General features: G+C 62.2%; 20 protein-coding genes. 7 read left to right on the top strand and 13 right to left on the bottom strand.

Annotated features, from left to right (window positions below; genetic code table 11):
* Positions 1-329 precede the first annotated feature (329 nt).
* Complete coding sequence (tyrS, locus tag IFT98_RS17935) at positions 330-1,529, bottom strand: tyrosine--tRNA ligase (RefSeq protein WP_192050849.1); 1,200 nt, start codon at positions 1,527-1,529, stop codon at positions 330-332.
* Between the two features lie 209 nt (positions 1,530-1,738).
* Here tyrS and IFT98_RS17940 point away from each other — a divergent pair, with 209 nt between their 5' ends.
* Positions 1,739-3,202 (top strand): peptidoglycan DD-metalloendopeptidase family protein, encoded by a 1,464-nt coding sequence (locus IFT98_RS17940; protein WP_192050850.1) that lies wholly within the window; start codon positions 1,739-1,741, stop codon positions 3,200-3,202.
* A 3-nt stretch (positions 3,203-3,205) separates the two neighbouring features.
* Positions 3,206-4,297: an anhydro-N-acetylmuramic acid kinase gene (locus IFT98_RS17945; protein ID WP_192050852.1), complete on the top strand. Its 1,092-nt coding sequence runs from the start codon at positions 3,206-3,208 to the stop codon at positions 4,295-4,297.
* A gap of 60 nt (positions 4,298-4,357) precedes the next feature.
* Here IFT98_RS17945 and erpA read toward each other — a convergent pair whose 3' ends face one another.
* Both erpA and argC read right to left on the bottom strand, forming a co-directional pair.
* Positions 4,358-4,708: an iron-sulfur cluster insertion protein ErpA gene (erpA, locus tag IFT98_RS17950; RefSeq protein WP_122477191.1), complete on the bottom strand. Its 351-nt coding sequence runs from the start codon at positions 4,706-4,708 to the stop codon at positions 4,358-4,360.
* Positions 4,709-4,848: 140 nt separating this feature from the next.
* Entirely contained in the window at positions 4,849-5,883 is a 1,035-nt protein-coding gene (argC, locus tag IFT98_RS17955; RefSeq protein ID WP_192050853.1) for an N-acetyl-gamma-glutamyl-phosphate reductase, read from the bottom strand.
* Between the two features lie 135 nt (positions 5,884-6,018).
* Between argC and hemJ the strand changes: the two genes are divergently transcribed.
* The 4 genes from hemJ to coq7 all read left to right on the top strand — a co-directional run bounded on the left by hemJ (position 6,019) and on the right by coq7 (position 8,447).
* On the top strand, positions 6,019-6,444 hold the full coding sequence (gene hemJ, locus IFT98_RS17960; protein WP_192050855.1) for a protoporphyrinogen oxidase HemJ: 426 nt from the start codon (positions 6,019-6,021) through the stop codon (positions 6,442-6,444).
* 95 nt (positions 6,445-6,539) lie between these two features.
* Entirely contained in the window at positions 6,540-7,313 is a 774-nt protein-coding gene (locus tag IFT98_RS17965; protein WP_192050857.1) for an SDR family NAD(P)-dependent oxidoreductase, read from the top strand.
* A gap of 69 nt (positions 7,314-7,382) precedes the next feature.
* Entirely contained in the window at positions 7,383-7,721 is a 339-nt protein-coding gene (locus tag IFT98_RS17970; RefSeq protein ID WP_192050858.1) for an HIT domain-containing protein, read from the top strand.
* Positions 7,722-7,799: 78 nt separating this feature from the next.
* Positions 7,800-8,447: a 2-polyprenyl-3-methyl-6-methoxy-1,4-benzoquinone monooxygenase gene (coq7, locus tag IFT98_RS17975; RefSeq protein WP_122714957.1), complete on the top strand. Its 648-nt coding sequence runs from the start codon at positions 7,800-7,802 to the stop codon at positions 8,445-8,447.
* A 49-nt stretch (positions 8,448-8,496) separates the two neighbouring features.
* Here the strand turns inward: coq7 and IFT98_RS17980 are convergent, their stop codons facing one another.
* On the bottom strand, positions 8,497-8,919 hold the full coding sequence (locus IFT98_RS17980) for an OsmC family protein (protein WP_043192495.1): 423 nt from the start codon (positions 8,917-8,919) through the stop codon (positions 8,497-8,499).
* A 201-nt stretch (positions 8,920-9,120) separates the two neighbouring features.
* On the opposite strand from IFT98_RS17980, the gene crp reads away from it, so the two are divergent.
* Positions 9,121-9,759, top strand: coding sequence for a cAMP-activated global transcriptional regulator CRP (crp, locus tag IFT98_RS17985; RefSeq protein ID WP_122795532.1), 639 nt, complete (start codon positions 9,121-9,123; stop codon positions 9,757-9,759).
* Positions 9,760-9,790: 31 nt separating this feature from the next.
* Here the strand turns inward: crp and IFT98_RS17990 are convergent, their stop codons facing one another.
* From IFT98_RS17990 to IFT98_RS18030, 9 genes are all read right to left on the bottom strand, one after another.
* Positions 9,791-10,480 carry a lipoate--protein ligase family protein gene (locus IFT98_RS17990; RefSeq protein WP_192050860.1) on the bottom strand — a complete coding sequence of 230 codons (690 nt, stop codon included), beginning with the start codon at positions 10,478-10,480 and terminating at the stop codon, positions 9,791-9,793.
* 41 nt (positions 10,481-10,521) lie between these two features.
* Complete coding sequence (gene trpC / locus IFT98_RS17995) at positions 10,522-11,322, bottom strand: indole-3-glycerol phosphate synthase TrpC (RefSeq protein ID WP_192050862.1); 801 nt, start codon at positions 11,320-11,322, stop codon at positions 10,522-10,524.
* Entirely contained in the window at positions 11,319-12,368 is a 1,050-nt protein-coding gene (gene trpD / locus IFT98_RS18000) for an anthranilate phosphoribosyltransferase (protein WP_192050863.1), read from the bottom strand. The genes trpC and trpD overlap by 4 nt, the downstream gene beginning before the upstream one ends.
* A 9-nt stretch (positions 12,369-12,377) precedes the next feature.
* Complete coding sequence (locus IFT98_RS18005) at positions 12,378-12,977, bottom strand: aminodeoxychorismate/anthranilate synthase component II (protein ID WP_122795536.1); 600 nt, start codon at positions 12,975-12,977, stop codon at positions 12,378-12,380.
* A 77-nt stretch (positions 12,978-13,054) separates the two neighbouring features.
* Complete coding sequence (gene trpE / locus IFT98_RS18010; RefSeq protein WP_192050865.1) at positions 13,055-14,533, bottom strand: anthranilate synthase component I; 1,479 nt, start codon at positions 14,531-14,533, stop codon at positions 13,055-13,057.
* Positions 14,534-14,592: 59 nt separating this feature from the next.
* Positions 14,593-15,411, bottom strand: a complete 819-nt coding sequence (locus IFT98_RS18015; protein WP_192050867.1) for a phosphoglycolate phosphatase — start codon at positions 15,409-15,411, stop codon at positions 14,593-14,595.
* Complete coding sequence (gene rpe, locus IFT98_RS18020; protein ID WP_192050868.1) at positions 15,408-16,082, bottom strand: ribulose-phosphate 3-epimerase; 675 nt, start codon at positions 16,080-16,082, stop codon at positions 15,408-15,410. Before rpe ends, IFT98_RS18015 begins: the two co-directional genes overlap by 4 nt.
* 117 nt (positions 16,083-16,199) lie before the next feature.
* The gene (locus tag IFT98_RS18025; RefSeq protein ID WP_192050870.1) at positions 16,200-17,024 is read right to left on the bottom strand and encodes an ABC transporter permease; all 825 of its coding nucleotides are present in this window, start codon (positions 17,022-17,024) and stop codon (positions 16,200-16,202) included.
* 10 nt (positions 17,025-17,034) lie between these two features.
* Complete coding sequence (locus IFT98_RS18030; protein WP_122714948.1) at positions 17,035-18,282, bottom strand: ABC transporter permease; 1,248 nt, start codon at positions 18,280-18,282, stop codon at positions 17,035-17,037.
* Positions 18,283-18,309: the final 27 nt, after the last annotated feature.

The raw sequence follows: 18,309 nt of genomic DNA on the forward strand, positions 1-18,309 counted from the left end.
GGGTTGATTCTTTCGTCTCAACCGAGGCGCGCATTCTACGCTAGCCTCACATCCTGTCAAGCGTTTATTTCGAAGTATTTGGCCAGAAACCTGAACAACTTCAAATACTTGACTCGCTTCGATCACTCGTCAGCGGGAGGCGAATTCTACAGCGTTTCAAACCGCTGTCAACTGCCTTTTTCACCGCTTCCGACCTTGAAGATCGAAACCCCTCCGAGCTCTCTGAAACGGCCAACTCATTGATTAACAAAGAGTTTATCGTTTCGGCTGCGCCGGAAGTGGGGCGAATTATAGACACTTGGAGTTCGCCGTCAAGCCCTTGTTTCGGATTATTCGTTTTTTAGCGTAATGCGGGCAAAAGCTTTCTTGCCGGCCTGCACTACATGGGTCGCACCCACTGTAAAGACGAATGCCCGGTCTACCACGACGCCATCGACACGGACACTTCCGGCGTTGAGCAGATCGCGAGCGCCAGCGGCGTTCTTGACCATCCCTGCCTTATTAAGGATGGCGGCAATCGGCATATCTTCCGCGCCTGCTACCTCCATCTCCGGCAGATCCTCAGGCAGCTCGCCTTCCTTCATGCGATTGCCCGCGGCTTTATGCGCGCTCTGAGCCGCTTCCTCGCCATGGAAACGGGCGACGATCTCTTCGGCGAGCTTGATCTTGATGTCACGTGGATTGGCGCCGGCCTCCACGTCAGCCTTGAACGCTTCGATCTCATCCATGCTGCGGAAGCTGAGCAGCTCGAAGTATCGCCACATCAGTGCATCGGGAATGGAGACCAGCTTGCTGTACATGATGCCAGGCGCTTCCTGGATACCCACGTAGTTGCCCAGCGACTTGGACATCTTCTTGACGCCGTCCAGACCTTCCAGCAACGGTAGGGTGACGATGCATTGAGCATCCTGACCATAGGCGCGCTGCAGCTCACGCCCCATCAACAAGTTGAATTTCTGGTCGGTGCCGCCCAGCTCGACGTCGGCGCGCAGGGCAACGGAGTCATAACCCTGGACCAGCGGATAGAGGAACTCGTGGATGGCGATTGGCTGGTTGCTGGTGTAGCGCTTGTCGAAATCATCACGCTCGAGCATGCGCGCCACGGTGTACTGCGACGCCAGACGAATGAAGTCCGCCGGACTGAGGACATCCATCCAGGTCGAATTGAACGCAACTTCAGTTTTGGCCGGGTCGAGGATCTTGAACACCTGAGCCTTGTAGGTCTCGGCATTCTCAAGCACCTGCTCACGAGTCAAGGGCGGACGCGTGGCGCTCTTGCCGCTGGGATCACCGATGGAGCCGGTGAAGTCACCTATAAGGAAGATGACCTGATGACCCAGCTCTTGGAACTGCCGAAGCTTGTTGATCAGCACCGTGTGACCCAGGTGCAGATCCGGAGCGGTGGGATCGAAGCCTGCCTTGATACGCAGCGGCTGACCGCGCTTGAGCTTCTCGACCAGTTCGGATTCGACCAGCACCTCTTCCGTGCCGCGCTTGATCAGCGCCAGCTGCTCTTCAACAGACTTCATATAGGTCCTACAACGCTCGGATTCAAAGGGCTCAACGATACAAGATCACGGGTCAAATACAAGGCGCGAGCGCAGATGTGACTCATTGGCGCCAAGCAAACGTCTGCGAGCTTGCTTTAGAGGGCTTTTGGTTATATTTTATACAGTTATTTCATCTTCATCATGTCATTCATCTCATCTTTCCATCTTCAAAAGTCAAAAAATCACCTATGACCAAGCAACCGCCTAAAGCGCCGCCGCTTTATCCGAAGAGCCACCTCGTGGCTGCCAGCGGCATAGCCGCCCTCCTCAGCCTTGCCTTGCTGGTGTTCCCCTCCAGCGACGTAGAAGCAAAACGCACCACCATGAGCCTGGAAATGCCGGCTCCCGCAGAACAACTCAGGGACGCCGAACAAGACACTCCGGTGGCCCCGATCGCCGAGCAGGCTGCTCCCGCCCCATTCGCCCAGATCGAACCCTCTGCCACGACAGACACCGAGCAGGCCGCGCAACCGGCCGCGCCGTCGGCACCCCAGATAACCGCGACCAAGGAAGCGACCACTGTCAAGGAAGTCGCTGCGGTCAAGAAAGAGCCTTCGCACCGTCAAGTCGTTGTGGCCAAGGGCGACACGCTCTCCACGCTGTTCGAAAAGGTTGGCCTGCCAGCTTCCACCGCCGCCCAGGTAGTAGGCAGCGACAAGAAGGCCAAGCAGTTCACCCAGCTCAAGCGTGGGCAACTGCTGGAGTTCGAGCTGTCGCCGGAAGGCGATCTGCTGGGCCTGCACAGCAAAGTCAGCGAGCTGGATACCATCCGCCTGACCAAGGCCGGCAACGGTTTCGCGTTCGAGCGTGAAACCAGCAAGCCAGTGACGCGCGAAGCCTATGCGCATGGGGTCATCAAGAACTCCCTGTCGCAATCTGCGGCGCGCGCGGGTCTGTCCCACAGCCAGACCATGGACATGGCCAGTATCTTCGGCTACGACGTGGACTTCGCCCAGGATATTCGCCAGGGCGATGAGTTCGATATCGTCTACGAGCAGCGTGTGCTCAACGGCAAGGTGATCGGCACTGGCGGCATCCTGGCTGCCCGCTTTACCAACCGCGGCAAGACCTATACCGCAGTCAGGTACACCAACAAGCAAGGCAACAGCAACTACTACACCGCCGATGGCAACAGCATGCGCAAGGCGTTCATCCGTACACCGGTGGACTTTGCCCGCATCAGCTCGCGCTTCTCGATGGGCCGCAAGCATCCGATCCTGAACAAGATCCGCGCGCACAAGGGTGTCGACTACGCAGCGCCGCGGGGCACGCCGATCAAGGCTGCTGGCGACGGCAAGGTGACACTGGCCGGTCGTCGCGGTGGCTACGGCAATACCGTGATCATCCAGCACGGCAACAGCTACACCACGCTGTACGGGCACATGCAGGGCTTTGCCAAGGGCATCAAGACCGGCGGCAGCGTCAAGCAGGGCCAGGTGATCGGCTACATCGGCACCACCGGTTTGTCCACGGGCCCGCACCTGCACTACGAGTTCCAGGTCAATGGTGTCCACGTAGACCCACTGGGCCAGAAGCTGCCGATGGCCGACCCGATTGCCAAGGCCGAAAAACAGCGTTTCAACCAGCTGAGCCAGCCGTTGATGGCGAAGATTGACGCCGAGCGGACGACGCTGTTGGCGAGCAAGCGCTGAGTCATGACTTACTACCTGGGGGTAATGTCCGGCACCAGCCTGGACGGGCTGGACATTGCCCTGATCGAGCAGGACCGCTCGACCCGGCTGGTCGCGACACACTACGTGCCTATGCCCGAAGCGCTGCGCCAGCAACTGCTGGAACTGTGCGCCAGCGGGCCGGATGAGATTGCCCGGGCCGCGCTGGCGGAAAACCAGTGGGTAGCGTTGGCGGCTGATGGCATATCGGCCTTGCTGACCGCAGAGCAGCTTGCCCCTGCCGACATCCGTGCCATCGGCAGCCACGGACAGACCGTTCGCCACGAACCTGCCCGCGGCTTCACCGTGCAGATTGGCAACCCTGCCCTGCTGGCAGAACTGACCCAGATCACCGTGGTGGGCGATTTTCGCCGCCGCGATGTCGCGGCCGGCGGTCAAGGTGCTCCGCTGGTGCCGGCCTTCCACGAGGCTCTGTTCGGGGCCGAGGGCGAGGCGCGCGCAGTGCTCAACGTGGGTGGTTTCAGCAACCTCAGCCTGATTGGCGGGAATACGCCGGTCAGCGGTTTCGATTGCGGACCTGGCAACGTGCTGATGGATGCCTGGATTCACCTCAAGCGCGGCCTGGACTATGACCAAGGTGGTGGTTGGGCGGCAACCGGTACGCGACAGCCGCACTTGCTCGGCGCGTTGCTGGGTGACCCGTTCTTCGCTGGCAGCGGTCCGAAGAGCACGGGGCGCGAGGTGTTCAATCTGGGCTGGCTGCAGCGACACTTGGAGACGCTGCCAGCGCTCGCAGACGCCGACGTTCAGGCGACGCTTCTCGAGCTGACCGCGCAGAGCATCGTGCAGTCGCTGCGTGTCGCCCAGCCGACCACCCATGCGCTGCTGGTCTGCGGGGGCGGCGCGCACAACCAGACGTTGATGGCGCGCCTACAGGCCTTGTTGCCGGACACTCAGGTAGCCAGCACGGCGAAAGCCGGTGTCGACCCGGACTGGGTCGAGGCGATGGCATTCGCCTGGCTGGCAGATTGCTGCCTGCAAGGCATCGCTGCCAATCGGCCGAGTGTGACGGGTGCACGGGGTCTGCGAGTGCTGGGCGCTATATACCCGGCCTGAAACCTGAAGCCTTAAACGAAAACGCCGTGCAGATGCACGGCGTTTTGCGTTGGCGCCGGATCAGATCGAGAAGGACTGACCGCAACCGCACGTGGTGCTGGCGTTCGGGTTGTTGATGACGAACCGCGAACCTTCCAGCCCTTCCTGATAATCCACCTGCGCGCCGGCCAGGTACTGGAAGCTCATGGGATCGACCACCAGGCTGACGCCTTCGCGCTCGACGATGGTGTCGTCTTCGGCAACGTCTTCATCGAAGGTAAAGCCATACTGGAAGCCCGAGCAGCCGCCGCCGGTGACGAAGACGCGCAGCTTGAGGCGATCATTACCCTCTTCATCGACCAGGTTCTTGACCTTGATGGCGGCCCCTTGGGTGAATTGCAAAGCCATGGGGGTAAAGGATTCGACGCTCATGTAGAAGTTCTCCCGGCGTACGCCGTCATAATGCTCAATGGCGGCATTATCCGCTTCTCCTACGAAAATGGTCAAGAATTAGCCAGTGGCAAACGCAAAGAGGCCCGCAAGCGGGCCTCTGGAAAGCGCTGCGCCGCGTGTCAGGGCAGCATGCCAGCGTGAGACAGACCGAAGCGCTCGTCCAGACCGAACAGGATGTTCATGTTCTGAACTGCTTGGCCCGACGCCCCCTTGACCAGATTATCGATGACCGAAAGCACGACGACCAGATCACCGTCCTGAGGGCGATGCACGGCGATCCGGCAGACATTGGCGCCACGTACGCTGCGGGTTTCGGGGTGGCTGCCGGCCGGCATGACATCGACGAACGGCTCATCGGCATAACGTGCTTCGTACAACGCCTGCAGGTCGACCGATCTGTCGACCACGGTGGCGTACAGCGTGGAGTGAATGCCACGGATCATGGGCGTGAGGTGAGGAACGAAGGTCAGGCCCACTTCGCCGCCCGCCGCGCGACGCAGGCCCTGGGTGATTTCAGGCAGGTGACGGTGCCCCTTGACCGCGTAGGCCTTCATGCTTTCACCCGCTTCGCAGAACAAGGAGCCCACGCTGGCGCCACGACCCGCGCCGCTGACACCCGACTTGCAGTCGGCGATCAGGCGCGTGTTGTCGGCCAGACCGGCTTCGAGCAGCGGCAGGAAGCCCAGCTGGGTGGCGGTGGGATAGCAGCCCGGCACGGCAATCAGACGCGCCTGGCGGATCTGCTCGCGGTTGACCTCGGGCAAGCCGTAGACGGCGTCGGCCAGCAGCTCGGGTGCACCATGAGGGTGGCCGTACCATTTGGCCCATTCATCGGCATCCTGCAGACGGAAGTCGGCGGACAGGTCGATGATCCTGGTTCCCGCCGCAAGCAGCTCACCGGCCAGGGCATGGGCGACGCCATGAGGCGTGGCGAAGAACACCACGTCGCAAGCACCCAACGTCTTGATGTCGGGGACGCTGAACGCCAGGCCGTCGTAGTGGCCTCGCAGGTTGGGGTACAGGTCGGCAACGGGCAGGCCAGCCTCGGATCGGGAGGTGATGACCTCTACCTGCGCCTGCGGATGCTGCGCCAGCAGACGCAGCAGTTCGACCCCGGTGTAACCCGTGCCGCCGACGATACCGACCTTGACCATAAACTGCCCTCTTCACGATGCGACTGGAAAGCCTTCGATGATAGGGGCCCAGCGCCTGTGTAACAACCGTTGAGATGACGCGGGCGTTGGCAGACTCTACTATCGACGCTACCGTGAACCTGGGAATAACTGGAAATGCTTTATCTATGGATCAAGGCCCTGCATATCGTCAGCGTCGTCTGCTGGTTTGCCGGGTTGTTCTACCTGCCGCGCCTGTTCGTCTACCACGCCCAGAGCGAGGACACCGTCAGCCGCGAACGCTTTGCCGTCATGGAGCGCAAGCTGTACCGCGGGATCATGACGCCGGCGATGCTCGCCACATTCATCTTCGGCATCTGGCTGATTGCGCTGTCGCCGGGCTGGATGAGCCAGGGGTGGATGCATGCCAAGCTGACCTTGGTCATCTTGCTGACCGGCTATCACCACGTATGCGGCGCGCAGATGAAGCGTTTCGCGCGGGGCGAAAACAAGCGCAGCCATGTGTTTTTCCGCTGGTTCAATGAAGTCCCGGTGCTGGTGCTGCTGGCCGTGGTGATTCTGGTGGTGGTCAAGCCATTCTGAGCCCATGCACAAGCAACGCGCTCAAAGCCGGTGCGCCCTGTAGACTGTCCATATGAAATCGCGCCGGCTTGCCCGGCGCGGGTATGGAGAATTCGATGACCCGTTATGCCATGATCACAGGCGCGTCGGCAGGCCTGGGCCTGGCCATGGCCGAAGCCTTGGCCAGGCGCGGACGCAGCCTGCTGCTGGTGGCGCGCCACCGTGACCCGCTGGAAATCATTGCCGCTGAATTGACCCAGCGCTTTGGTGTGGAAGTACTGTTTCGTGCCTGCGACCTCGGCGAGCCGTTGCGGCTATCCGGCTTCCTGCTGGAACTGGAAGAAAGCGAACGTCAGATCGACCTGTTGGTGAATTGCGCCGCCGTGCGCTCCCATGGGCATTTTCTCGCCCAGGACTGGAGCCAGGAACAGGACCTGATCGAACTGAACATTCTTGCCCTGACCCGCCTCTGTCATGCCTTGGGCAACGCCATGGCCGTGCAGGGCGGTGGGCAGATCCTCAATGTGGCCTCGCTGGCCGCGTTTCAACCCGGCCCATGGATGAGCAGCTATGCGGCCAGCAAGGCCTATGTCCTGCATTTTTCCGAAGGGCTGCGCGAGGAGCTCAAGCAGACCGGGGTAAAGGTCTCGGTACTGTGTCCGGGGCCGGTACGCGCGAGCCAGCGGCGAATTCCACGGCTGGCGGGCAGCTCGCTGGTGCTGGACGCCGAGCAGGTTGCCTTGCAGACCGTGCGTGCGCTCGACCGCGATCGCGCGGTGATCGTGCCTGGACGGCGCAATGGCTGGCTGGCAAGGGCTTCGCGCCTGGTCCCGCGCTGGCTGATGCGGATCCTGGCCGGATGGGTCAACAAGGCCTATGCCCCGCATTGAAGCAGGCAAGACTGGGCGCTGGACGCAAGCCTCAGTACACTGACCCTTCGACTGCCATGGAGATGCATTGTGGATACTTTGTTTACCAAGATCATCAACCGGGAGATTCCGGCCAGGATCATCTACGAGGACGACCAGGTGCTGGCCTTCCACGATATCGCGCCCCAGGCTCCGGTGCATTTCCTGGTCATCCCGAAAAAAGCCATTCGCACGCTCAATGACTTGACCGAGGACGACAAGGGCCTGGCAGGGCACATTCTGTTCACCGCCCAGCGCCTGGCCAAGGAGCTGGGCTGCGACGAGGGTTTCCGGGTAGTGATGAACTGCAACGAACTGGGCGGTCAGACCGTCTACCACATACACATGCATGTGCTGGGTCAGCGCCAGATGAACTGGCCGCCCGGTTGATCGGCATTCATGCGAGCCGCAGCCCAGCGCTGCGCGCTCGTGCGCCAACATGCAGGCAAGATTTCAACGGAGGTGCCCATGGCTACCCAGCGTCACTACTCGCCGATTGACCGATTGTTGCTGCAGGCCGACACGGCCATGCGCACCCTGCTGCCGTTCAGCGGCCATCCGTCGCGACCGTCGCCGGCCGTCGTCCAGCCGGAGGTGACGATGGACAAGCAACAGAGCCGGCACGTGGCCGGGCTGATGCGCATCAATCACACCGGTGAAGTCTGCGCGCAGGCGCTGTACCAAGGTCAGGCACTGACTGCGAAGCTGCCCCAGGTGCGCAAGGCCATGGAACATGCCGCAGAAGAGGAAGTGGATCACCTGGCCTGGTGCGAGCAGCGCATTCGTCAACTGGGCAGCCACACCAGCGTGCTCAATCCGCTGTTCTACGGGATGTCGTTCGGTATCGGTGCAGCGGCAGGCATCATCAGCGACCGGGTGAGCCTGGGTTTCGTGGCGGCCACCGAGCACCAGGTGGTCAAGCACCTCGACGAGCATCTGCTGCAGCTGCCTGCCGAAGACGTGAAATCGCGGGCGATCCTGGCGCAGATGCGCAGTGACGAGCAGGCCCACGCCGAGTCGGCGCTCGACGCCGGCGGAGCCAGGTTCCCGGCACCGATACGCTTTGGCATGAGCTTGCTGGCCAAGGTCATGACCAAAAGCACCTACCGCATCTGAGTGCGCGTGGGGCATACAGAAAGGGCGCTCGGTGAGCGCCCTTTTTCATTCATCCCAGTTCGACGATCTCGTAGTCATGGGTGATGTCGACGCCGGCGCGACCCAGCATGATGGATGCCGAGCAGTACTTCTCTGCCGAGAGTTCCACCGCACGCTTGACCTGGGCTTCTTTCAAGCCGCGGCCCTTGACCACGAAATGCAGGTGGATCTTGGTGAAGACCTTGGGGTCTTCGGTGGCGCGTTCGGCTTCCAGAAAGGCCTCGCAGCTTTCGATGGGTTGCCGCGATTTCTTGAGGATGCTGACCACGTCATAGTTGCTGCAGCCGCCCAGGCCCAGCAGCAACATTTCCATGGGGCGCACGCCCAGATTGCGCCCGCCGCTTTCGGGGGGGCCGTCCATGACCACGACATGGCCGCTGCCCGACTCGCCCAGAAACATGGCCTCGCCAGCCCATTGAATACGCGCCTTCATCTTTCCGGACTCCCGTGTTCATAAAGCGGACGAGCTTACCACAGCGCACTTGTAACGATTGGTGAGGGAGGATCGGCCAAACCGCATGTCTCGCCGTCTAAATGGCGTGTGACTCTAGAGTGCGTCTGATAAGCTGACGCCAATGTACTGGCGTATCGCCGTGATTCATGCAAGATAGATTGCCCATTCCGGAACCAAGTCATGACCGCTGCCGCGCACAAGATCAAGAACCTCGAGAAGCTGCTCGCACATGGTCAGCGCTATCGGTTCGCCGCCAAGACCACCTTGATCGCCGCGGGTGCGCGTGATGACTCGCTTTCGCTGATTCTCAAAGGCTCGGCGACGGTGGTGATCGAGGCCGAAGAAGGCCGCGAGTTGGTGATCGCCTACCTCAACGCCGGGGATTTCTTTGGCGAACTGGGCTTGTTTCAGACTGCGAGCGGCACGCAGGCACACAACGCGTGGGTACGCGCCAAGACTGAATGCGAAGTGGTGCAGATCAGTTATGCCGCGTTTCGCGAACTGGCCCAGCAGGAGCCGGAGATGCTCTACGCGGTGGGTGGGCAGATGGCGCAACGTCTGCGCGACACGACCCGCAAGGTCGGCGACCTGGCGTTCTTCGATGTCACCGGACGTGTTGCCCGATGCTTGCTCGACCTGTGCAAGCAGCCCGACGCCATGACCCACCCCGATGGCATGCAGATCAAGATCACCCGGCAGGAAATCGGGCGCATCGTGGGTTGTTCACGGGAGATGGTCGGTCGCGTGCTCAAGGACCTGGAAGAGCGCAGCGTGGTCCACGTCAAAGGCAAGACCATGGTGGTGTTCGGCACGCGCTGAACGCCAGGGAGCATCCACGCTCAGGCAGCGTTCAAGCCAACGCCGACAGCATCCGCGTATAGACGGCGTGCAGCTCGTCGATCAGGTCAGGGGCGGGATGACGCTCATGCAGCGCGACATGGCTGGCGGCCTTGACCCGTTGCTGCAGACCACACTGCCGATTGAACAGATTGACCGCTGCTGCCATGGATTCACGCTCGTCATCCATCAGCATCGCCCCGTGCACCAACACCACCGGGCGTGTGCCACTCAAGCCCTGGCGCCAACGCTGCGCCGTGCCGACCCATTTGCGGCCGTCGAGATTGACGTTGAAACGGCCATCGCAAAAAGCCCCTTCTATTTCACCCAACGACGCACTGCCACCCAGCCGTTCGAGGGCATCGAGCAAAGGCTGGCACAGGCGGCGGTAAGCCGTCTCGATACGATGCTGGTCGCCCTCATGCTGCGGAGCCACATACACCAACGCGACGTTGATGGTGGATGGCGACTGCGGCACCGGTTCGCCGCCGGTTTCGCGCAGCAACACCGGCCAGCCGCTGGCAGCCGAGGCGAGGCTGGCCTCCTGGAACCCATCGAGGCGGCTCATGCGTCGCGGCATTACCAGCGTGCGATCCGTGGGGCACCAGAACAGCAACCCCCAGGCTTGCTCGCCTTTGCAGACAGCGCCGAGCAGATCCTGCTCGGCGCGCAAACCCCGTTCGGTAGGCAAATGCTGAAGCATTGGCTGAGACTCATGAAGTGAAGGCGAAGGCGGCCGTTGGATCAGGGGAAGAACAGCCGCTGCAGCTCCAGGCCTGGATCTTCGACGCGCATGAATGCTTCGCCGACCAGGAAGGAATAGACCCCGTTGATTTCCATCAACTGGACATCGGCGCGGTTGAAGATCCCGCTCTCGGTGATCACCAGGCGATCACGCGGGATGCGTGGAAGCAGATCCAGGGTGGTTTCCAGGTTGACGTCGAAGGTGTGCAGGTTGCGGTTGTTGACCCCGACCAGCGGTGTGTCCAGGGTGTTCAGCGCGCGCTCCAGTTCAGCGCCGTCGTGCACTTCGACCAGCACGTCGAGGCCGACGCCCTTGGCCACTGCGGCGAGTTCAGCCATTTGCGCATCCTGCAGTGCCGAGACGATCAGCAGGATACAGTCGGCACCCAGCGCCCGTGCCTCGATCACCTGATAGGGGTCGATCATGAAGTCCTTGCGGATCACCGGCAGCTGGCAGGCTCCGCGTGCCTGTTGCAAGTACAGGTCGGCGCCCTGGAAAAAGTCGATGTCGGTCAGCACCGACAGGCAGGTAGCCCCGCCCTTCTCATAGCTGCGGGCGATGTCGGCGGGAACGAAATGTTCGCGTATGACACCCTTGCTTGGCGAAGCTTTCTTGACCTCGGCAATCACGGCTGGCTGCTTCGAAGCAGCCTGGGTGATCAAAGCCTGGGCAAAACCGCGCGGTGCGTCGGCTGCTGCGGCAAGACGTTCAAGCTCGGCGAGGCTGACTCGCGCGCGCCGTTCGGCCACTTCCTGCGCCTTGCGCGCCAGTATGTTTTCCAGCACGGTGGGCACGCTCATGCTTCGTTCTCCTGCTTGAATACCGCGGTAAAGGCGCCCAGTTCTTCGAGCTTTTCACGGGCCAGCCCGGTGTGCAACGCATCGTGAGCCATGGCCACGCCCTCTTTCAGGCTGCTCGCCACGTCGGCCGCGTACAACGCGGCGCCGGCGTTGAGCACGATCATTTCGGCCGCTTTCTCGCCCTGCTCGGTCTTGCGCCGACCCAAGGCGTCGCGGATCAATTCCAGCGAAGCTGCCGGGCTGTCGACCACCAGGCCATGCAAACTCTGGCTCTTGATGCCGAGGTCTTCGGGCTCGACCCAGTATTCGCTGACTTCGCCATTCCTGAGCTCGGCAACGAAGGTCGGCGCGGCAAGGCTGAATTCGTCCAAGCCATCGCGCGAATGCACCACCAGTACATGCTTGCTGCCCAGCCGCGCGAGCACTTCGGCCAGCGGTCGGCACAAGGCCTGGGTGAACACACCCACCACCTGGTGCTTGACGCCTGCCGGGTTGGTCAGCGGGCCGAGCATGTTGAACAGGGTTCGCAGGCCCAGGTCGCGGCGCGGAATGGCCGCGTGCTTCATGGCACTGTGATGGGCCTGGGCGAACATGAAGCCGATGCCGACGCTGTCGATGCAGCGGGCAACCTGCTGTGCGTCCAGGTTGAGGTAAACGCCGGCGGCTTCGAGCAGGTCGGCACTGCCGCTCTTGCCCGACACCGCGCGATTGCCATGCTTGGCCACCGTGCAGCCGGCTGCCGCGACGACCAATGCCGAGGCGGTGGACACGTTGAAGATGTTGGCGCCGTCGCCACCGGTGCCGACGATGTCGACCACTTTGTCCAGGGTCCGCAGTTCGACCTTACTGGCCAGCTCGCGCATCGCCGTCACGGCGCCGACGATCTCGTCGATGGTCTCGCTTTTCATGCGCATGCCCATCATGAAGGCGCCGATCTGCGCTTCGCTGCACTGGCCGGTCATGATGTCGAGCATCACCGCGCGCATTTCCTCGGTGGTGAGGTCCAGCTGGCTGACGATACGGGTCAGCGCGCTTTTGATATCCATGGGTATTCCTTAGCCCTGGCGGCTGCCGCCGGTCTGCTTGAGAAAGTTGGCGAACAGCTCGTGGCCTTGCTCGGTCAGGATCGATTCGGGATGAAACTGCACGCCCTCGACATTCAGGGTCTTGTGCCGCAGGCCCATGATTTCGTCGACCGTGCCGTCTTCGTTGGTCGTCCAGGCCGTCAGCTCCAGGCACTCGGGCAAGGTCTGGGCCTTCACCACCAACGAGTGATAGCGGGTGACGGTCAGCGGATGGTTGAGGCCTTCGAACACACCAAGGTCGGTGTGGGTGATCGGGCTGGTCTTGCCATGCATGACCTGACGGGCGCGGACTACGTCGCCGCCGAAGGCCTGGCCGATGGACTGGTGGCCCAGACAGACGCCGAGGATGGGCAGCTTGCCGGCAAAATGCCGGATCACGTCAAGGGAGACACCGGCTTCGTTGGGGGTGCAGGGGCCGGGCGACACGACGATGCGCTCAGGCGCCAAGGCTTCGATCTGGGCAATGCTGAGTTCATCGTTGCGGATGACTTTGACGTCGGCGCCCAGTTCGCCCAGGTACTGCACGACGTTGTAGGTAAAGGAGTCGTAATTGTCGATCATGAGCAACATGGTGCTTAACCTCTCGAATCTGCTGACGGACCACCGGCTCGTTGGAACCGGTGGACACTGGCTTGCCGGGTCCGGAATCAGTCTGGCGATTGCTCGGCCAGGGCCACGGCCTTGAACATGGCGCGACGCTTGTTCAGCGTCTCTTCCCATTCCAGCGCAGGCACCGAGTCGGCGACGATGCCGCCGCCGGCCTGCACGTGCAGCTCGCCGTTCTTGATGACCGCGGTACGGATAGCGATCGCGGTGTCCATGTTGCCGTTCCAGGCGAAGTAGCCGACCGCGCCGCCGTAGACACCGCGCTTGACCGGCTCCAGCTCGTCGATGATTTCCATGGCACGGATCTTCGGCGCACCCGACAAGGTGCCTGCGGGGAGAATGGCGCGCAGGGCGTCCATGGCGGTCAGGCCCTGCTTGAGGTGGCCGGTCACGTTGGACACGATGTGCATCACGTTGGAGTAACGCTCGATGACCATCTTCTCTGTCAGCTTCACCGAGCCGACCTCCGATACCCGGCCCACGTCGTTGCGGCCCAGGTCGATCAACATCAAGTGCTCGGCGATCTCCTTGTCGTCGGACAGCAGGTCCACCTCAAGCGCATGGTCGGCTTCTTCGGTAGCACCGCGCGGGCGCGTGCCGGCAATCGGGCGTACGGTGATCAGGTCGTCCTCGACGCGCACCAGCACTTCGGGCGAGCTGCCGACCACATGGAAATCGCCGAAATTGAAGAAGTACATGTAGGGCGTCGGATTGAAGCAACGCAGGGCGCGGTACAGGTCGATCGGCGCGGCCTTGAAGTCGATGGACATGCGCTGCGACGGCACCACCTGCATGACGTCGCCCGCCAGGATGTACTCCTTGATGGTGTCGACGGCGCCTTCGTAGTCGGACTGGGTGAAGCTTGAACGAAACACCGGATCGCTGGCCTGCGGACGGTTGAAATCCAGCCCGCGACGCGGAGCGATGGGCTGGCGCAGTCGGTCCATCAAGGTTTCCAGCTGGCTGCGGGCCTGTTCGTAGGCGTCGGCCTGGGCCGGATCCGCCAAGACGATGGCGTGCATCTTGCCCGCCAGGTTGTCGAACACCACCACCGCGTCGGACACCATCAGCAGGATGTCTGGAACCCCCAGCGGATCGGGATTGGGGCACTGGCCCAGGCGTTTTTCGACGTAGCGCACGCAGTCGTAGCCGAAATAACCGACCAGGCCACCGTTGAAGCGTGGCAGACCGGCAATGGTCGGCACGTTGTAGCGGGCCTTGAAAGCTTCGACGAAGGCCAGTGGGTCTTCGACCTCACACGCTTCGATTTCGACACCGTCGCAGGTCACGCTGGCATGGTAGCCATGCACACGCAGTACGGTGCGGCACGGCAGGCCGATAATCGAGTAACGCCCCCATTTCTCGCCGCCCTGCACCGATTCCAACAGATAGGAATTGGGCTGGTCGGCCAGCTTCAGGTAGATGGACAGGGGCGTGTCGAAGTCGGCCAGGGTTTCGTGGGCCATCGGAATGCGGTTGTAGCCTTCGGCAGCCAGGCGCAGGAAGTCTTCGCGGGTCATGATTCAGCCTCGTGATGGAGGGGTCGAACGGTCTGTGGGCAAACGTTGGAACGGAAAAGTCAGGCGCGCCAACGCCAGCGGGCCAGGGCCTTGATGACTTTCATCCAGAGTTTGCGAGTGACCACCACGATGGAATCTCTATGAGCGGGGGATTTGCCGTTGGCCAACGTTATCCCAGTGGCCGGATCGAAGCAACCGGGCATCAGCGCACGCAGATCGTCGATCACCAGCGCCGGTGATTCCTCGGCGATCGGCCGCCCGTGATTGTAGCCGTAGCTAAGCGCGATACAGGCCACGCCGGCAGCCTTGGCCGCCTGCACGTCGCTGCGTGAATCGCCGACGAACAAGGAATGCTGCGCCTTGACCTTGGCCATTTTCATGACGAAAAACAGGGCAGCTGGATCGGGCTTCTGCTGGGGCAGCGTATCGCCACCAATGATCCACTTGAAATAGCGCCCCAGGCCCATCTGGTCCAGCAAGGGGGCGACGAAGCGCTCCGGCTTGTTGGTGATCAGGGCCATCTTCACGCGTTTCTTGTGCAGCCATTTGAGTGTTTCGTGCACGCCTGGGTAGACCTGGGTCAAGGCATGGCTGGACGCATAGGCCGCCGAGAAAAGCTCGAGGGCGTGCGCGGTTTCCGCCTCGCCCACGTGCTGGTGCTCGAGGCCACCGGCGAGCGCGCGGCGAACCAGCACGCGGGCACCGTTGCCGACCCATTCGCGGACAGCTTCGAGCCCCGCCGGCGCGCGCCCTAGCTGGGCCAGCATGGTGTCGACGGCGGCGGCCAGATCGGGTACGGAATCCACCAGCGTGCCGTCCAGGTCGAACATCACCAGCCGTGGCAGGCCGCCGGGAAACAGCCGCTCCATGGCACTCATGACCGGGCCAGCGTCAATTCCGTGCGCATTTGCTCGATCACATGGCGGTAGTCCGGCGCGTTGAAGATGGCCGAGCCAGCAACGAAAGTATCGGCTCCGGCTGCGGCGATCTCGCGGATGTTGCCGACGTTGACGCCACCGTCGATTTCCAGGCGGATGTCGCGGCCGCTGGCGTCGATCAGGGCGCGGGCTTCGCGCAGCTTGTTCAGGGTGCCGGGAATGAACTTCTGGCCGCCGAAGCCGGGGTTGACGCTCATCAGGAGGATCATGTCGACCTTGTCCATGACGTATTCGAGCAGGTTCAGTGGTGTGGCCGGGTTGAATACCAGACCGGCCTTGCAGCCGCCCTCGCGTATCAATTGCAGCGAGCGGTCGATGTGCTGGGTCGCCTCGGGGTGGAAGGTGATGTAGCTGGCACCTGCCTCGATGAAGTCGCCGATGATGCGGTCGACCGGGCTGACCATCAGATGGACATCGATGGGTGCGCTGACGCCGTATTTGCGCAGCGCCGCACATACCATCGGGCCGATGGTGAGGTTGGGGACATAGTGGTTGTCCATCACATCGAAGTGAACGATATCGGCGCCTGCGGCGAGCACGTTATCGACTTCCTCGCCCAGGCGGGCGAAGTCCGCGGAGAGGATGGACGGGGCAATTGCGAAGGGCTGCATGGCGCACCTATTCAGGCTGGAATCACGGTGGCGCGCATTGTAGCTCAGGTGGCATGGGCGGGCGAATTGCGCTGGAGCAGATGACCGCGGCGGGCGCCGCGGCATGAGCGCTTTGGGCTAAACCGGCGCGGTGCGCAGCTTTTCGCCGCGGCCGCGCAGCCATTCCAGTACCAGCAGCAGCAACACCGAGAAGACGATCAACAGGGTGGCCGCGGCGGCGATGGTCGGGCTGAGGTTCTCGCGGATGCCGCTGAACATCTGCCGGGGCAAGGTGGCCTGCTCCGGCCCGGCCAGGAACAGGGTCACCACCACTTCATCGAACGAGGTGGCAAAGGCGAACAGTGCGCCGGAAATCACCCCCGGTGCAATCAACGGCAGGGTCACCCGACGGAACGTGGTCAATGGCGAAGCGCCAAGGCTGGCCGCCGCCCGCACCAGGTTGTGGTTGAAACCCTGCAACGTCGCCGACACCGTGATGATCACGAACGGTACACCCAGCACCGCGTGCACCACGATCAGCGAGAGAAAGCTGTTGCCCATGCCCAGCGGCGCGAAGAACAGGTAACTGGCCACGCCGATGATCACCACCGGTACCACCATCGGCGAAATGACCAGGGCCATCACCAGGGACTTGCCGGGAAAGTCGCCACGGGTCAGACCGATTGCTGCCAGGGTACCGAAGATCATCGCGACGACCGTGGCGGCCGGAGCGATGATCACGCTGTTGCGCAACGCGCGCATCCACTCTGCCGAACCGAAGAAATCCTGATACCAGTGCAGCGAAAAGCCCTGCAGGGGATACACCAGAAAGCTGCCCGAGTTGAACGACAGCGGAATGATCACCAGTACCGGCAGGATCAGGAACAGCAGAATCAAACCGCACAGGATGCGCAGGGTATAGAACCACAGGCGTTCGATGGGCGACAGGTAAGGGCTCGTCATGACAGGTTCCTCAGCTCAGGCGCAGGCGGCTGGCGCCGACCAGCCAGCTATAGATCAAGTACAACACCACGGTGGCCAGAAGCAGCAGGCCGCCCAGCGCGGTCGCCATTCCCCAGTTGATGCTGGTGTTGGTGTAGAAAGCCACGAAGTAGCTGACCATCTGGTCGTTGGGGCTGCCCAGCAGCGCCGGCGTGATGTAGTAGCCGATTGCCAGGATGAACACCAGCAGGCAGCCTGCGCCAACCCCGGCGTAGGTCTGCGGGAAGTACACCCGCCAGAAGCTGGCGAACGGATGACAACCCAGGGAAATGGCCGCACGCATGTAGGTGGGCGAAATGCCTTTCATCACGCTGTAGATGGGCAGGATCATGAACGGCAGGAGGATGTGCACCATGGAGATGTAGACCCCGGCGCGGTTGAACACCAGCTCCAGCGGTTTATCGATGATGCCCATGGCCATCAGCGCGCTGTTGATCAGGCCGCCCGATTGCAGCAGCACGATCCACGCGGCGACACGCACCAGGATGGACGTCCAGAACGGCAGCAGCACCAGAATCATCAGCAGGTTGCTCTGCCGGGTTGGCAGGTTGGCCAGCAGATAGGCCAGGGGATAGGCCAGCGCCAGGCAGATGGCGGTGATCACCAGCCCCATCCAGAACGTGCGGGCGAAGATGTCCAGGTAGATCGCCTGGTCCGGCGTGGCAGGGGCCACTTCGCCGAGATCGTCGATGCGGTGATCGACCGCCGCCAGCAGGTAGAACGGCGTGATGGCGCTGGTGTTGCGGCGGATCGCCTGCCAGTAGGCCGGGTCACCCCAGCGCTCGTCGAGTGCCTGCAGCGCCTCTTTGTAGGAGGCCGGTTCGGTCTTGAACGGCAGGGCACGAGCGGTTTTCGCCAGCAGGCTGCGGTAGCCGGCCAGCTCCATGTTCAGACGCTTGGACAGATCGCCCAGGCTTTGATTCTTGCGCGATTCGGCGAGGTCCTCGGCCAGTGACCGGTACACCGGTTCGTCGGGCAGGCCCTTGCCGTCCCACGCGGTCACGGCCGCCACGGTGCGCGGCATGCCTTCGACCACTTCGGGGTTGCCGACGCTTTTGTACAAGAGCGCGGCGATGGGCACCAGAAACACCAGCAGCAGGAACAGCACCAGCGGCGCAATCAATGCCTGGGCTTTCCAGCGGTTGAGTCGTTCGGCCCGGGACAGGCGCTGTTTCAAGGTGAGGCTGGCGTCCTGTTTGAGAGGCACTGCGACGGCCATGGTCAACTCCGCGAATCATTCAGGTCT

This window comes from Pseudomonas sp. CFBP 8770, assembly GCF_014841705.1.
Classification (GTDB): domain Bacteria; phylum Pseudomonadota; class Gammaproteobacteria; order Pseudomonadales; family Pseudomonadaceae; genus Aquipseudomonas.

What these genes read in the sequence shown, in the direction of transcription:
- rpe (WP_192050868.1), bottom strand. Translation starts at nt 16,082, where the DNA reads ATGCAGCCCTTCGCAATTGCCCCGTCCATCCTCTCCGCGGACTTCGCC.
- erpA (WP_122477191.1), bottom strand. Translation starts at nt 4,708, where the DNA reads ATGAGCGTCGAATCCTTTACCCCCATGGCTTTGCAATTCACCCAAGGG.
- hemJ (WP_192050855.1), top strand. Translation starts at nt 6,019, where the DNA reads ATGCTTTATCTATGGATCAAGGCCCTGCATATCGTCAGCGTCGTCTGC.
- IFT98_RS17940 (WP_192050850.1), top strand. Translation starts at nt 1,739, where the DNA reads ATGACCAAGCAACCGCCTAAAGCGCCGCCGCTTTATCCGAAGAGCCAC.
- trpE (WP_192050865.1), bottom strand. Translation starts at nt 14,533, where the DNA reads ATGACCCGCGAAGACTTCCTGCGCCTGGCTGCCGAAGGCTACAACCGC.
- IFT98_RS17965 (WP_192050857.1), top strand. Translation starts at nt 6,540, where the DNA reads ATGACCCGTTATGCCATGATCACAGGCGCGTCGGCAGGCCTGGGCCTG.
- crp (WP_122795532.1), top strand. Translation starts at nt 9,121, where the DNA reads ATGACCGCTGCCGCGCACAAGATCAAGAACCTCGAGAAGCTGCTCGCA.
- IFT98_RS17980 (WP_043192495.1), bottom strand. Translation starts at nt 8,919, where the DNA reads ATGAAGGCGCGTATTCAATGGGCTGGCGAGGCCATGTTTCTGGGCGAG.
- argC (WP_192050853.1), bottom strand. Translation starts at nt 5,883, where the DNA reads ATGGTCAAGGTCGGTATCGTCGGCGGCACGGGTTACACCGGGGTCGAA.
- IFT98_RS17990 (WP_192050860.1), bottom strand. Translation starts at nt 10,480, where the DNA reads ATGCTTCAGCATTTGCCTACCGAACGGGGTTTGCGCGCCGAGCAGGAT.
- tyrS (WP_192050849.1), bottom strand. Translation starts at nt 1,529, where the DNA reads ATGAAGTCTGTTGAAGAGCAGCTGGCGCTGATCAAGCGCGGCACGGAA.
- coq7 (WP_122714957.1), top strand. Translation starts at nt 7,800, where the DNA reads ATGGCTACCCAGCGTCACTACTCGCCGATTGACCGATTGTTGCTGCAG.
- IFT98_RS18025 (WP_192050870.1), bottom strand. Translation starts at nt 17,024, where the DNA reads ATGACGAGCCCTTACCTGTCGCCCATCGAACGCCTGTGGTTCTATACC.
- IFT98_RS18005 (WP_122795536.1), bottom strand. Translation starts at nt 12,977, where the DNA reads ATGTTGCTCATGATCGACAATTACGACTCCTTTACCTACAACGTCGTG.
- trpC (WP_192050862.1), bottom strand. Translation starts at nt 11,322, where the DNA reads ATGAGCGTGCCCACCGTGCTGGAAAACATACTGGCGCGCAAGGCGCAG.
- IFT98_RS18015 (WP_192050867.1), bottom strand. Translation starts at nt 15,411, where the DNA reads ATGAGTGCCATGGAGCGGCTGTTTCCCGGCGGCCTGCCACGGCTGGTG.
- IFT98_RS17945 (WP_192050852.1), top strand. Translation starts at nt 3,206, where the DNA reads ATGACTTACTACCTGGGGGTAATGTCCGGCACCAGCCTGGACGGGCTG.
- IFT98_RS18030 (WP_122714948.1), bottom strand. Translation starts at nt 18,282, where the DNA reads ATGGCCGTCGCAGTGCCTCTCAAACAGGACGCCAGCCTCACCTTGAAA.
- trpD (WP_192050863.1), bottom strand. Translation starts at nt 12,368, where the DNA reads ATGGATATCAAAAGCGCGCTGACCCGTATCGTCAGCCAGCTGGACCTC.